The organism is Butyrivibrio sp. AC2005, assembly GCF_000424145.1.
Classification (GTDB): domain Bacteria; phylum Bacillota; class Clostridia; order Lachnospirales; family Lachnospiraceae; genus Butyrivibrio.
Map to the genome: position 1 here is coordinate 33,614 of NZ_AUJI01000028.1, position 15,501 is coordinate 49,114.

At 40.0% G+C, this 15,501-nt stretch carries 12 protein-coding genes; 1 reads left to right on the plus strand and 11 read right to left on the minus strand.

Annotation, left to right across the window (positions count from 1 at the left end; genetic code table 11):
- Positions 1-24 precede the first annotated feature (24 nt).
- The 10 genes from G602_RS0108030 to G602_RS0108080 all read right to left on the minus strand — a co-directional run bounded on the left by G602_RS0108030 (position 25) and on the right by G602_RS0108080 (position 12,492).
- Positions 25-792: a GNAT family N-acetyltransferase gene (locus G602_RS0108030; RefSeq protein WP_026658542.1), complete on the minus strand. Its 768-nt coding sequence runs from the start codon at positions 790-792 to the stop codon at positions 25-27.
- Between the two features lie 64 nt (positions 793-856).
- The gene (locus G602_RS0108035; RefSeq protein ID WP_026658543.1) at positions 857-1,705 is read right to left on the minus strand and encodes a patatin-like phospholipase family protein; all 849 of its coding nucleotides are present in this window, start codon (positions 1,703-1,705) and stop codon (positions 857-859) included.
- Positions 1,706-1,925: 220 nt separating this feature from the next.
- Positions 1,926-2,300: a VOC family protein gene (locus G602_RS0108040; protein WP_026658544.1), complete on the minus strand. Its 375-nt coding sequence runs from the start codon at positions 2,298-2,300 to the stop codon at positions 1,926-1,928.
- Positions 2,301-2,458: 158 nt separating this feature from the next.
- Entirely contained in the window at positions 2,459-4,786 is a 2,328-nt protein-coding gene (locus tag G602_RS0108045; protein ID WP_026658546.1) for an ABC transporter permease, read from the minus strand.
- Between the two features lie 38 nt (positions 4,787-4,824).
- On the minus strand, positions 4,825-6,516 hold the full coding sequence (locus tag G602_RS25775) for an HlyD family efflux transporter periplasmic adaptor subunit (RefSeq protein ID WP_044931512.1): 1,692 nt from the start codon (positions 6,514-6,516) through the stop codon (positions 4,825-4,827).
- 68 nt (positions 6,517-6,584) lie between these two features.
- Positions 6,585-7,289, minus strand: a complete 705-nt coding sequence (locus G602_RS0108055) for an ABC transporter ATP-binding protein (protein ID WP_026658547.1) — start codon at positions 7,287-7,289, stop codon at positions 6,585-6,587.
- Between the two features lie 453 nt (positions 7,290-7,742).
- Positions 7,743-8,309 (minus strand): TetR/AcrR family transcriptional regulator, encoded by a 567-nt coding sequence (locus G602_RS0108065; RefSeq protein WP_026658548.1) that lies wholly within the window; start codon positions 8,307-8,309, stop codon positions 7,743-7,745.
- Complete coding sequence (locus G602_RS0108070) at positions 8,224-9,801, minus strand: phytoene desaturase family protein (protein ID WP_242835527.1); 1,578 nt, start codon at positions 9,799-9,801, stop codon at positions 8,224-8,226. The genes G602_RS0108065 and G602_RS0108070 overlap by 86 nt, the downstream gene beginning before the upstream one ends.
- A 323-nt stretch (positions 9,802-10,124) precedes the next feature.
- Complete coding sequence (locus G602_RS0108075) at positions 10,125-10,310, minus strand: hypothetical protein (protein ID WP_026658550.1); 186 nt, start codon at positions 10,308-10,310, stop codon at positions 10,125-10,127.
- 865 nt (positions 10,311-11,175) lie between these two features.
- Positions 11,176-12,492: a hypothetical protein gene (locus G602_RS0108080; RefSeq protein WP_026658552.1), complete on the minus strand. Its 1,317-nt coding sequence runs from the start codon at positions 12,490-12,492 to the stop codon at positions 11,176-11,178.
- Between the two features lie 205 nt (positions 12,493-12,697).
- On the opposite strand from G602_RS0108080, the gene G602_RS25780 reads away from it, so the two are divergent.
- Positions 12,698-14,032 carry an MATE family efflux transporter gene (locus G602_RS25780; protein ID WP_196808619.1) on the plus strand — a complete coding sequence of 445 codons (1,335 nt, stop codon included), beginning with the start codon at positions 12,698-12,700 and terminating at the stop codon, positions 14,030-14,032.
- A gap of 51 nt (positions 14,033-14,083) precedes the next feature.
- On the opposite strand, the gene G602_RS0108090 is transcribed toward G602_RS25780, so the two are convergent.
- The gene (locus G602_RS0108090) at positions 14,084-15,475 is read right to left on the minus strand and encodes a GGDEF domain-containing protein (protein ID WP_026658553.1); all 1,392 of its coding nucleotides are present in this window, start codon (positions 15,473-15,475) and stop codon (positions 14,084-14,086) included.
- Between the last annotated feature and the right edge of the window lie 26 nt (positions 15,476-15,501).

Sequence of the window (15,501 nt, forward strand, 5' to 3'; positions counted from 1 at the left end):
AGGCTCTTATCATAATCCTACTAGTTAAGCATTCATCTCATCAACTAAGCTTTTTGGCTTGACGGTCATTTCTACCCACGCAGGGATAAAGCCACTTTTCACCGCATTCCTGGCAGATCTGATATTCGACCACGCAGAGCAATAAAACGGGACTTTTCCGCGATTAAGAATTTCCCTTGCCAATTTGCTTGTCAGTGCAGATGCAATCCCTTTTTGCCTGTATTCCGGCAGAACATCTACACCTATCTGCCACATATCATCGCAGTCAGCTGAACAAGCCGCAAAACCTACCAGCCTGTCATTATCATATGCTCCTACACCCAATACATCCAGATGCTTTCGATCCTTACAGAGTGCATTGCTCCATTCCGGCAGGTACAATTCTTTAAAGTCCTCCTGAACAAGTATGCGTGTTTCGTACAGACAATCCATATCACCTATCTTGTTTACATCAGGAAGATAATACTCCGCCATAAAGCATACTTCATACCCTCGTTCTGCCAATCTCTCATTAAGCCAATGCATATTCGGCGTCTCAAAACAATGGTAAAACTCAAATTTGCCAATATACTCAGTCACCAGATCTGATACTTCTTCTGTAGTAGCTGCAACGATGTTACTCCCATAGGAAACAAAATTGCATATAATTGGCTCTTTATAGTATTTTCGCGCATTCTTTCCCAAATAAAAGGGAACAACAATATTCTTATCTGATAAAAAATCATTTGCCTGACAACCTATATCCTCTGCAGATTGCCTTAATGCTATTTCCTTTATCTCACTGTTAGTCATTGGTCAAACCTCATTTTTTTCATCACATAGCCCCCATAACACACAACAAAACAGTGCTGTCATTTTACCTGCTCTTTAGCCATGAATCTTTTAAAAGAAGCTTTTCTGCAGCTTTCCTTCCTGCATTATATACCCTGTCGAGTTCCGCGGGATCTTTTTCAAGCGGTTTTATGTTAAGGGGGTCTTCCGGTCGGATAACCAGTACATCCCCTGTTTTCTCACGTTCACGTACATATTGTTTTTCCTTATTATACATAAGGTATCTGTTCTCTATTGCTTCAACAAATTTGGGATAACGTCTGTATACCCGTTTTATAAGCCACATGAAGCTCTGTTTTTTCTTTACAAAGTCATAGGGCTGAGTTTCAACAACAAGTATATGGTCAAATCCCTTATCTTCCATGAACTTTAGAGGGATTGAATCAGCTGTCCCTCCGTCGAGAAATTTTCTTCCATCAATCTCTACGATTCTTGAAGCAAGTGGCATGGACGCTGATGCCCGAATCCATGTGATGTCTTCCGACAATCCATCATAGCACTTATGATAAGCTGCTTCCCCTGTTTCGAGGTCTGTCACTACGACATAGAATTCCATAGGATTCTCCATAAAAGCCTTGTCATCCCACAGGTCGAGTTTATATGGCAATTCATTATAGCAAAACTCTGCTCCGAACAAATCTCCGGTCTTTATCCACGATGAAATGCTTTTATACCGCTTATCTGCTGAATATTTCTTGTTGTATCTTAATGGTCTTCCTATCTGCCTGGATTTAATATTACATCCAAAGGTGGCTCCTGCAGAAACTCCGATACCACCGTCAAAGTTTATTCCATTCTCCATGAGGACATCTATTACTCCGCAGGTAAAAAGTCCTCTGAGGGCACCGCCCTCCATCACAATTGCAGTCTTCATATATATAAATTATCCCCTATATCTTCATGTTCTCATAAACAATCAAATCATATCCAAACTATTTTAGCACAGAAATAGTATAAAGATTCTATTCATCATTCTTTCTTTTCACAATTGCAGAAACTTTTGCACTTGGTGCATTTTAGGCATGAAAAAACAGCCCAAGCCAAAAGCCACTATGCTTTAAACTTGGACTGTTTACTTCATTTTTTCTTATCCATTACTCTTCTTTAATATGCTGGGATATTTCCAGTAAAAATCCCGAAGGACCTACAAGTATTGTGAATTTTGAGGATCCGGTATCAATCGTCTGGCTGGCTCTTTCATGGTTCGGTTTCCTACAGCCATGAGCAAGGAAAAACTCAACTGCTTCATCAAAATCATCCACATTAATACGGATCATAGTATATTCGCCATCGCCTTTTGCCACGTCTACATGAAAACCGTTGGCGTCCTTCATTCTAACGTCAGTGGTCTTATCATCACCTATTCCTTCTTTAACATGGCGTCTCTCGAAGCCCATCTCTTCAAAGAGCTTGATAGCAGGTTCAGGATCCTTTGTGATAATCATTGGGTTAAACGATGTAATTTTCATTTTACTTGTCTCCTTTCTTTTTACATCTTTATATATCAATAAAACTCAGACAATTCGAAATAATAATCCCTCTTCACCTGCGATTATTATCCTTCCCAATTCACTTCATGTATGATTGTCGAAATTTTACCTTCGATATATCAAGGCAATACAGATTTCTATTCCCTACTCTTCAATGCATCTACCATATTGATGGAATAAACCTTGGAAGATACATACAGATTCACAAGAACAGAAACCATAAATGTTCCCACTATTGCTCCGATATAAGGCATTGCCGAAGGATTGATTACCATGTCACGATAAATTCCGGCCACAACATCAACAAGAATATCGAGCATTATACGACCAAAGGGCACGCCAAGCATAGCTCCCACCACTGTAATTGCAAGGCTCTGCTGCAACAGGATAAGTCTGATGTCTCCGGACCTGAACCCGAGAACCTTAAGCGTCGCTATTTCTCTGGTCTTCTCAACATATGATAAAACGCCGAGGTTATATAAGACCACAACGCCCATCACTATAGCTATAGCGATGATAATATAGGAAATGTAATATGATATTTCATTTGAATTTTCCAGAGTCTCTATCAGCTTTTCCTTAGTGTCTATCGAGTCTATTTCTGTCCGCGATTTTAATGAAGGCGGCACTGTTTTATTCGTATAGACATAATTGGGCATAAATTCACCGCCTAGATCTTCCCACACCTTTCGGCTCATTATGATTCCCTGCCCTGAAGCTATTCGACCCTTTTTTACGATTGGAGCGCTAAACACCTTTGAGCTTCCCGGTATCTTCCATCTAAGAGTCTGCCCGACTTCGATGCCCAGATAATCATACAGTCGTGAAGTAAGTATAATTCCATTTTCAGGCAGATCAGTATATTCAAGGTCCACATTTTCCATCATAAAAAGATTACCGTCATCAAGAACGGTCATCCCCCTTACGGATTCAGCAGAATCAGTGAAAAGTGTTACCTGAATGTCCTGGATCAGCTGTCCGTCGTATTCCTTAGCATACTCATAAACAGTCCCATAAGGTGTACCGTCCTTAAAGCTTATCTGACCATTTGCCCTGAAAATATCTCCATACATCCATTCAGATTGCGTAGCCAGGCACTCAAAAAAGCCAAGTGCCATAAATATCAGCATGCTACATACCAGAATTCCTACAATACTGACTGCTGTTCTTAGCTTATTTCTTCTAACATCACGAATATTCCATCTTGTAGCAAACTTAAGTGAATTCCATAGTATGGTTTTTTCAAAAATGCTTGCCGAATCAAACTTAGGTGCCTCTGCCTGCAATATCCTTGCAGCGCTTTGTACAAGAAGCTTTCTTGTTGTTAAATATGTCACCAGCATACAAAGGCCTATAGTCGCAAAGGACATATAAAGTGTTTTCACCGTAAGCTGAAGGTTCTGAAGAGGATTCTGGTAGTAATATTCATTAATTCCATTCAGATATGCTCCAAGCGTAATAGGTCCGATAATAATTCCGGATAAGCATCCCAGCGACGCTATGATCACAGAATATGACATATAGTGGAACATTATCTTTCCTCTGGAAAAACCCAGAGCCTTCAATGTTCCGATCTGTACTCTCTGCTTGTCAGTAAGTCTGGTCATGGTAGTTATGATTCCAAGCATTGCTACAGCCAAAAACATAAGTGGAAAAATTGTCGAAATTGCATTATTAGAATCCATTGAGCCGGCATAATCCGCGTAATCCTCATCCTCTATCTTTGTTTTTATAAGAAGATTAGGATTATCAAATTTATGCTCTATCTTTGAACGCATGGCATTCATTGTAGCCTTTTCTTCATCAGTAAGAAGATAGCTATTATGCGTAACATCCTTCAAATCCACAATAAGCTTATCAAACCCTATCCGGCCATTGGGATTCTCGTTTATGTCCATGATAATAAAGCCATGAGTACCATACTCCGGCTCAGTATACGTTGCATTGGGAATATAATATAAAAATTCCGGGCTATAAATTAGCCCCTTTACCTGTTCGTGCAGTGTATAGTTTCCACTGGTAAAGGTCAGTGTATCTCCAACCCTGATACCCATGGGATCCGCAAAGCGTTTCTCTACCCAGCATCCTGTACTTCCGGGAGTATATTTCTCTCCGTCAGTCAGATACATTTTTGAAACATTATTGCTGCCTATATAATTCAGAACCAGTAGCCTCTCCTTATCAAGGCTGATCTTACCGGTTCCTCTTAAAATACCATCGACATTATTAACACCTTCATAGTTATTTAGCATATCTATGTCATGATATGTAAATGCTATTCCCTCAATATTCAGATCTTTATAATTCGTCATCGTAAAGTAATCGGAGGCCGTACGGGTCGCTCCTACATTACTGGATTCAAATCCGCTCTGAATAAGAAGGGAAAGTAACGTCATTATATAAATTGCCAAAAACTGTCCTGCATTCTGTTTTAGATCACGCAATACTTTCCTTAAAAGAATCATCTGCGCCTCACCTGTTTACTGCTAAAGACTTTAGCTACTTAATTGCCCGGTTTAAATCTTTTTCCTACATCCTCGTCACTCATAGCAGAGGTAATAATCGACTCTCCTTCGGAAATCCCCTCAAGAATCTCTGTAACTCCATTTCCTGAAGCGCCTTTAACTATGCTTCTCTTCTCGGCTTTTCCTCCCTTGAGCACATAAATGTAATCTCCATCATCTCCCGTATAAACCGCTTTGTCCGAAACGCTAAGGACACTCTTTTCTTCTTTGGTAAAAATGTGAATCTGTGCTTCAAGGCCTATCGTAGGCTTTGCTTCAGAATCATCAAAGGTTATCTCAACCTTAACCTTAGGCTTTCCTGAAGTGTCTGTGGTAGTAGCAACCGGAGAAATTACAGATACTGATCCGGTATAGGTCTTTGCCCCAATAATAACCTCTGCTTTTTGTCCAACCTCTACGCTTTCTATATCATATCTTGACACCATCAGTGTCGCCTTGTATCCACTATCCGGCTGAATAACGAAAAGCGGTGTACCTGCTTCTGTTATTGCTCCATCATCCACAAGCCTCTCCAAAACCGTTCCTGAAGTTGATGCCGTAACGCCGTTCTTTACTATACTAAGCAATTTGCCCGCTATCTTTTCTTCAATCCTGGCGATTTCCACAGAATCTTCGTAGGATTTTAACTGAGCATCACTTACGATCTTTTCCTCTGCAGCCATCTTCTCAGATATAGATGTAGACCATTGTTTATCTATGACTTCAAGCTGTCTTGAAAGCTCTGCATATTTAGCATAATCTTCAGTTGACAGTTGATTAACCGGGATTGAAGCCAGCGCATCTTTGCTTTCATTAAGGCTGTTCTTGATATTATTTACGGAATCCTTCGCGTTTTGTGTCCCATTTGCATAACTGTTTGCTTCATCCTTTACTTTTTTATAAGTTTCCTTCTGCGCATCCTTCTCTCTTCTGAGTTCTTCAAGATTATTATTTTCATTCTCTATGAGCTGAAGGTACTTTGTATAATCCTCCGATCCCTCCTGATATTTCGAAAGCTCTGACTGATACTTTTTGATCTGATCCTTGGACAAATCTATTTTTTCCTTGATACTATCAATTTCTCCCTCGAGTTCGATCTGTTTTGCGTGAGTTTCCTGATATGCGCTAGTTTCTGCCGCAAGTCTTGCAGCTTCTGTCTCGAGATTTGTCTGCTGCTTCTCAATTTCCCCCTCAATGCCCTTAATACTCTGTTCAATGCTTCCACTTTTGGCATTTTGAGCAATACTTATATCATCCCTGTCTTCTTCAACGGAAACATACTGAGCAAGCAGATCACCTGCCCTGTTGGCAGCGGTTGCAGCCTTTGATCTGTTCTTCTGATTATCTGCCACAGCAGCATTATAATTATCTTCATAGTAGGTGACGTTAAGGCCGGCTTTATTATACTGATTCTCCGCCTCTGTCACATCATAATTGGCAAGCTGGTCTCCCTTTTCAACGCTATCATTCACCTTACAGGCTACAGATGACAATTTTCCGGAAGCAGGTGCATACACAGTTACCGCAGCATCCGCTTCAATGAGCCCTATCTCGCTAATGCTCTGGGTAACACTTCCCCTTACCACTTTTTCCACATCAACAGAATCCGGAATCATGCTATATGCAAAGACACCTCCCGCCGCCGAAAGAACTACTACTCCCGCAATTATATTTCTGACTATTGGCTTCATATCCCCCTCCTGAACTATTAAAGCAAACTCATGTATATACGGATTTATTTATCATTATCAGCATCACATCACCAATTAAGCTCGTCGGCTTCTTTGGGATAATCATTCGTTACTATCCTGCTTACAGTTCCATCCTTCACATATATGACTTTATCCGCTATATCTGCGAAAAGAGTATTATGCGTTACCATGACAACTGTTCTTTTATCCTCTCTGCATTGGGCGCAAAGAAGCTTTAATACCTCTTTGCCTGTTTCAGTATCAAGCGCTCCCGTAGGTTCATCACACAGCAGCAGTCTCGGTTTTTTAGCTATAGCTCTGGCTATGGCAACTCTTTGCTGCTGACCTCCTGACATCTGGGACGGAAAATTATTTTTCTTTCCATCCAATCCCACAAGCCGCAAGGCTTCAATCGGATCCATAATGTCAATTCCAAGCTCACTCATAAGTCCCACATTTTCCTCAGCCGTCAACGTCGGAATAAGATTGTAAAATTGGAAAATAATACCCACATCTATAGCGCGAAACGCGCTTAGCTGCCTGTCAGTTAAATTGGTAACCGTTTTTTCACCGAATGTGATCTGACCGCTGGTGGCACTGTCAAGTCCACCCAGCATATTTAGAAGCGTACTTTTCCCCGATCCTGATGGCCCCAGAATCACAACCATCTCTCCTTCATCAATGGTCAGGTTTACCCCCTTTAGGACCTCGTGCGGAACAGAACCGGAATAATACGTCTTGCCGACATTTTCCAGAGTAATCAATACTCCCATACGCTCTTTGAAATACCCCCATATCTCATAAGATATCTAATTTTAGCACATTTTTATATGCATTTACATATTTTTGTCTCAGGACAAATCCAGACGCCCTGAAATATAGTATTTGTAATGCTTTTTCTTGCAATATTCTCTTATTTTATTGCTGAATTTTTTATCCTTGGTGTATTCCAGCAGATAGCTTTTTTTATGGGCGCATTTTACAGTCTTTAACCTGAATTATTCACGGCTTAATTACAAAGCCGCATAGTTACTGCAATTAAATTGCATATTGCTTTCACCCAATAAGTGAATCCTTAGGGGTATTAATAAAGCCCCGATTCTGTTACAATTTTAGGTGTCGAATCCAAAACCATAACAAAAAAGAGGCTTCATATATCTAGTTTAGATTACACAACCTTAGAAAGCAATAAACGTTTTAAATATCAATTTATTGATATTTTAGAATTACTCTTTCAGGATAGAAAGAAGCCAGTCAGAATCAGGAGTATCCAGGCTTTTATCTATGGTCATTTCCTCCATTATCCCCTGGAATGCAGACCAGAAACACAACGCCAGAAGCTTTGGATCACCCTTTCTGAAAATTCCTTCCTTCTGTCCTTTTTTTATCAGCTTTGCAGTGTTATCAATTGCTTCCACCGACAGAGCAACCTTGCGCACCTCTTCAGGCATGCCGGCTCTTCTGGCCTGTGCCATAAGTACAAACATATTTGCAACATAAGGATCCTTTTTGGCGTAGGTAAAAAGCTCATCCAGCATACCTTTCAGGAAAATGTCGCCGGGAATTCCGTCACCCCCGGCCGTTGCCTTTGTAAAATCCTTCCCCATAAGCACAAGTGCCATCAGCAGCTCTTCCTTAGATTTAAAATAATGGAACATGAGTCCTGTACTCATTGGAACAGCTGCTGCTATATCCGTGACCTTTGTCTCATGATACCCTTTCTCTACGAATAGAGTCAGTGCAGTCATAAGTATTGCTTTTTTTCTCTCTTCCTTCTGTTCTTCCCTTGTCATTATCTTCGCCCTTAAAATATCCCTTATTTTTGCATATCCTCTGAATAGCAAACTTACCGTTGGTTACAGCTACCGGAAGTCCTCCGGGTGAGTTATTCCACTGACCTGCAAAGCACAGGTTTCTGATTCCCTTTATATCGCCTTTTACTCTTATCTGGGTACCCTTGGGAGTTGTGATAAAGCTCATATAACTTCCATGATAAGCATTACAATATCTTTCATATGTGAGCGGTGTCCATGAATCGAGATAATGAAGCTCTCCTTTGAGCTCAGGGTATTCAGCCTCGATTCTATCTGTTATAGCAAGCACCAGCTCTTCTTTTGCTTTTCTATACTCATCTTTGGACAGGCTCTTCCAGAATTCATAGTCCGCATCGCTTTGAACGATATTCGTCTGAAGTACCTGTTTTCCATCCTTCACACATTTGGGGTCATATCCGTATACCTTCACATACATGCGGTCCACTGTTCTGGCACCAACCTTAAGAGGCTCTATACCGATAAATACGGTTTCCCCGGGATTAAAATTCTTATCTACAGCATAAGCTACCTGAAAACCACTTACAGCAGGATAGGCTTCCGTCTGCTCATAAGCCTTTTTCAATGCCTTAGGCATATACTTTTTATCAATCATTTTTCCGAAAAGTATGCTTGTATCTACAGTAGCAACGAAATAATCTCCTTCGACCCTGGTGCCATCTGAAAGCAGCATAGCTTCTGCATTCTTTCCATTGATGATAACTTTGTCTACTGCTTTATTATAGAAAATTTTTCCACCCAAATCCCTGAATCGCTTCTCCATCCTAAGTGACAACTCAAGAGAGGCTCCCATAGGAATGTCACCATTTCCATCTGCAATTGAGGCATAGGATACAAGCAGTGAATATGCCGTGTATTCCTTCGGGAGATAATCACAGAATAGCTTTTGAAGGAGAGGCGACTTAAATCGCTTGCTGTAATCCTCCAGAGAAATCATGCCAAGGTCCTTAATTACCTTAACGAAATCCCCCATAGATTTGCCAAGGCGTATATAGTCACCTATACCAAACATATCCATAGGCTTCTTTGCAGGCATTTGACACTGTTTCGAAAATTCCACATATTCTATGAATTTATCTATCTCATCCTTATCTTCAGGTGAGAGTTCTGTCAGTTCACTCCTGGTCCTCTCAAGATCAGCCCATAATGTTGCCTTTTTCCCATCCAGACAGGATGTGTAAAACGAAGTAAGTCCAACATATCTGGTATCCTCTGAGATGGCCCCTACTGTCTTCCATACATCATACAGTTCAGTCCCCTTCTTTGTTCCTGTAAGCCAATGTATGCAATTATCTATATGATAGCCTTCCCTGTTCCAGCCAATGCATTCACCACCGGGAATGGCGTTCTTCTCATATATCTCAGCCTCCATACCGGCTAAAAGCGCATATATTCCTGCTGATAATCCTGATATTCCCCCACCAATGATTACTATCTTCTTTACCTTCTTCATGTTCTCTCTCCATAATATTGAATTTTTATTCATTGAATATATATTCAATATAAACCCACAATGTGGTAATGTCAACCCTCAAAAACGAATTAGTGACACTTTTGTGACACTAATAGTGAGATAATAAAGTCCCAAATGATTTCCTCTATTATATAGTTCCCTCTATAATAATTAAGGATGATAAAGGCGTCTGCTTCAGCAGGCGCCTTTATTCATGCAAACATATTTTTATGATCGTTGGCTACAGATATTATACATTTAATATATTTAATATATTTTGTATATTTATAATAACCCAAAATATCATAGTGGTTTCTTCTGTATTACCATGTTTTTGCTTCCCAGTCATAGTTTTCGTCATGTATAGTATTATCGCCGTCATAACCTGACCATTTATCCATCATTTTCTGGTTTTCCATGTTTTCCTTCATTGACTGCTTTCTGATAACGTCAGTTGCATAACTGAACTCTTCCTCTGTAATTGTTATTTTGTTCTGTATGATCCCCATTTTCTTACTGGTCTCCTATTATTTTTCACCATCTCTCCATCGCTAAGATAGTGTTATCTCCTCACCTGTACAGCGCTTCAATCCTCCTTCTCTGTACCGATTTCACTTTTAATACAGTTCATACAGAAGTTTTGTTGCAGATGATTACAGATTTTTTAACTTAATGCGCGATAATGTATTCAAGCTGCTGTGCTAGCTTCGTATTCTCCTTCACGCACCTCAGTCAATATTTGATATTCCTTCTATAGTGACGTAATCGAGATTTAAGTGGTAGATCAACAAATCTGATAAAGTACTTTTAGACTTACACATTTTAGCTTGCGGAAATTATGTTCCCTGCATGAGTTAAGTCTATTCGCGAACAATTATGAATATAGACTTAATCAATATTTGGGCGGTAAACCAACTCTTGCATTCTGCTACCTACTGACGTAATTGTTCAGCTATTGAAAATTTTACAGTCTATGCATTTTACGTCTATTTATGCTGATATTAGCTCATTGGAATACTGCTCTAATTTCACTGTAGACCAATATCTGTTTTTCCGCCTCCATTGACTGAATTCTCATGGCTTGCGGGGATACACTTCATCAACGAATTACGTCTATGCGCAAACAAATCAGTAGTTAGGAATAACCCCCATTTTGGCGTTAACCCAATTCTCTCTTAAAAGCCTTTTCTGACGTAATAACATCTTCTCCCCAAAATGACTTCTTGTATGCACAAATCTACTTTTGTACGCAAGAAGTTACTCTTATATAACAAAAAAGTCAGTCCCAGGTTTTATCCCGAAACTGACTTTTCTAAATAATTTACCATTCTATTAGTTTATTGTTTGTCATGCCACCATATTACAATACCTTACTCAAAAGCTCTTCCAAACATAATTCCAATCTGTGACAAGGCCACCATTATCTTTGCCATCACTCATAGAGCCGGTATAAATACGCACCCTTATGGTCATCTTTTCACCTTCATACTCTCCTTCAGGAAATACATAGTAAAAGCTTCCTGCATCTTCATATTGACGATTACTCGGTGGTCCTGCCCAGACATCAATATAACCATCATCTTGAGAATCTGTTATCACATTTTTAAATCTATCACCTGCGCCTCTTCTGCTTCCATCTTCCCAGTATGAAAGCTTTCTTATATCTACCGAATTATCACACAGCTGATTATCCATTCCACCCTGAAGTGTGGCACTAAGCCTCATCTCAACTCTTTCTCCGGCGCTTATGTCAGCCGGAGGTATATCAGCAATTGTCGTATATAAACCAGTAAAGGTTCCATTAATATTTGAAAACCTGCGAGTAAGGCGGTATACCATCTGACCATCTATTTGCTCATGACTATATTGATAGATAGTACCCAAATACTCTTCATTTCCATAAACTGTTTCTGATGACTGCAATAGCCACATTCCTGTAGACGTTTCATCACCATTTCCAAAGGACTGCATTCCAATTTCATTTTCAGAGAGCTGCATTCCCTCTTCTGTATAGGAAATATCTTCACCAGAAGTCGTCCAAATATAATTCCAGTCAGTGACAAGACCACCATTATCTTTGCCACCACTCATAGATCCGGTATAAATATGCACTCTTATAGTCATCTTTTGACCTTCGTATTCTCCTTCATCGAATACATAGTAAAAGCTTCCTGCATCTTCATATTGGCGATTACTGGGCGGTCCTGCCCAGACATCAATATAACCATCATCTTGAGAATCTGTTAACACATTCTTAAATCTATCACCTGAACCTCTACTACTTCCATCTTCCCAGTATGAATGCCTTCTTATATCTACCGAATTATCACACAGATGATTATCCAGTCCACCTTGAAGTGTAGCACTTAGTCTCATCTCAACTCTTTGACCAGCGCTTATGATAGCCGGAGGTATATCTGCAGTAGTCGTATATAAACCAGTGTGGGTTCCATTGATATTTGAAAATGTACGAGTAAGATAGTATACCATCTGACCATCTGTTTCCACATGATCATATTGATAGGTCGTACCCAGATACTCGTCATTTCCATAAACTGTCTCAGATGATTGCAGAACCCACCTTCCTTCAGCAGCATCAGCTTTTACAGGGGTCTGCGTAAACACACCTGCTACAACAGTAAAAATTAATAAAGCGGTAAGTAGTATCGAAATCAATCCTTTTTTATTCATGATATCACCTCGCTCATATATGCAGCTTTTAGTGCTCCGATACTATTATACTATGATTTATTATTTAGGATTCTTAAATTACTCTAAAAGAAGTCATACGGCAACTTCATTGTGAAAAATCATATTGAATACTCATCTTTTTACATATAGAATATATGCTTAGCAAAGAAAACTACATCGTATATAAATGGATAGGGGAATAGATTTGAAAACTACTAATATGACGTCAGGAAACAGCATGAAACAGATCGTGATGTTTTTCCTGCCGTTACTTTTTGGAAATCTTTTTCAGCAGGTTTACAGCCTGGTTGACAGCATAATAGTTGGCAAAGGAATAGGTGATAAGGCTCTGGCGGCCGTTGGCGCATCAGGAACCCTTAATTTTCTCATACTTGGATTTGTAGTGGGACTGACAAGAGGATTTGGAATTACTTTCTCCCAGTCATTTGGAAAAGAAGATTCAAGACTTCTTCGGGGCTACGTTTTGGCGGCACAGTATATCAGCACAATCATGAGTGTCTTGTTTACTCTCCTATGTCTAATGACATTGAAGAGTATGCTGGAATTTCTTAAAACACCCTCCGATATTTTCAGTGATGCCTATAACTATTTTGCCGTAATACTCGCCGGAATAACCATCACTGTACTTAATAATCTTGCAATCACCATACTTCAGTCTCTTGGAGACAGCAAAACGCCACTATCTGCAATGATAATCTCATCCATAACAAATATTATCCTGGATGTTTTTCTCGTGATGGGTCTGCATTTTGGCGTCATAGGGGCAGCTGTGGCCACAGTTATCGCGCAGGCGGTTTCATATATATTCTGTCGAATGAGAATTAATAAGGTACCTATCTTAAATGATGAAAATCCGAAAGACAAAAGTAAAAGTCCTCTGGTTTTTCCACAGTTTTCCTTATGCATTGACCTGCTTAGAATCGGTCTTCCTGTAGCATTTATGAATTCTGTAACAGCGGCTGGCGGAATGATTCTTCAGTACTTTGTAAATCTTATGGGCAGTGCATATGTTGCCGCTTATTCTGTCTGCATGAAGTTTGCGGGATTGTTTGAGCAGTTTGGTATCTCTGTGGGACTTTCTATCCTTACTTTCGTTGGACAGAATAAAGGAGCCGGAAAATATAGCCGTATTCGCATAGGAGTAAGACAAGGGCTTGTTTTATCCATAATTGTGAACGTTCCACTTGCACTGATACAGATTGTAACTCCTGAAATCATTTCCAAAATTATGATAAGTGATTCTGTCACTATAGGGTATTGTGCAGAATTTATGCCAATTCTGGGGATAAGCCTTTTTGCACTTGGCGGATTATTCGTATTCCGCTATGCAGTGCAGGGACTCGGGAACACTATGATTCCGATGTTTTCAGGTTTTCTTGAGGTTGCAATGCGACTGGGGTTCGGATTTACCCTTGGAAGATTATCATTTAGAGGGATAGCCATCTCTGAAGTCTCTGCTTGGATTGGTGCATTCATAATGCTGGCTTTGACTTATTTCATATTAATGAAGAAAAACTGAAACCCTTTTTGATACCCCATCCCCTAAAACCGTTAGGGGATGGAATATAACTCAACGTTTTGAATAATACGCTTTTTTATCTTCATACATTTTTCCATCTGCGGCCTGTATAGCTGCAGTTAAATCGTATGAGCCCTGGCAGAACACGCTTCCTACAGCAAAGCTTACGTCGGAGGTATTATCTGCCATACCTTTTAGCTGCGACACCTGCTCATTCATCTTTTCCTCAGTGATATCCGGGCAGAGCACTACAAATTCATCGCCTCCGATACGATAGATCTGATTATCTCCAAAGGTTATCTTTAGGATGGCAGCTGCTCTCATCAACAGTTTGTCTCCTTCATCATGGCCCTTTTCATCATTGGTCTTTTTTAGTCCGTTCAAATCTGCGAATACAACCGCCATAGATTCAGGCAATTTGCCTGTTCCCTGAGTATGTCCGTTAATGTACTCATCCATAGCGTTACGATTTCCTACCTGAGTCAGTGCATCCACAGTACTCTTTATTTCCAGCATGGACATAAGCTGATGGTTTTTAATAACTGCAGCAAGTAAAAAGGTTGAAAGCTCCAATGTCTCCTTTATCTCATCTGTACGCGTAACATCATAGTTCGCAGCCCAGATAAAACCTACTAATGTCTGACCATATCGAATGGCATACAGGATTATATTGTGTATTCCATATTTGCATAATGACTGATACCAGGCAGGATCCCGCTCCTCAATGACATGAAGATCATCCATAAGCAGACAATCAGAAAGAGCCAGATCTGCTTCCCAGGCCATGGCCGCTTCAAAAGGAGTGCGTCCCATTTGCTGAGCAAGTTCTTCCATAAATTGATTCCGAACTCCACTTTCATCAATAAATGAGCATTCCTGGTTATCTTTATCTACCGTATACAATGCACACCTTTCAGCACCGCATATATTTCTGAGCAGAGCAGAAACATCCATAATGGACTGACAAAAATCCTGTGTTTCATGCAATTTGATTCCTATATCCAATACAGCGCTGGCTATTTTCGGGGACTTTATTGACATGGAATCGGTCTCCACCTGATCTGAAAAAGTGATCACATAAAGACAATATACTCTCCGGCCGCCCTCCGGTACTTTAGGGTTCTCATCTTCATCCCATATATCCGAAATAGGCATATAAAATCCCTTAAGCCATAGACCGCGAGCATTAACATATGAATATAAAGGGCTGGAAGTACTGGCACATTTATAAACATAACTCTCAAAATTCAGATCCATCCAATAATTTCGGTAGGGAATTCCGGGATAAAACTCCGGTGCATCTGGATTCATCTGAAGCATAACCACATTTTGCTTATTTACTGCCATCAGACGAATTTCACTATACTTTCCGTCTGACAAAATATCAAAAGAATACAGACTGGCAAAGCCATCTATTCCCTCGATCCAAGACTGATAATCCATATAATTAAACGTCCTTCCTCAAAGAC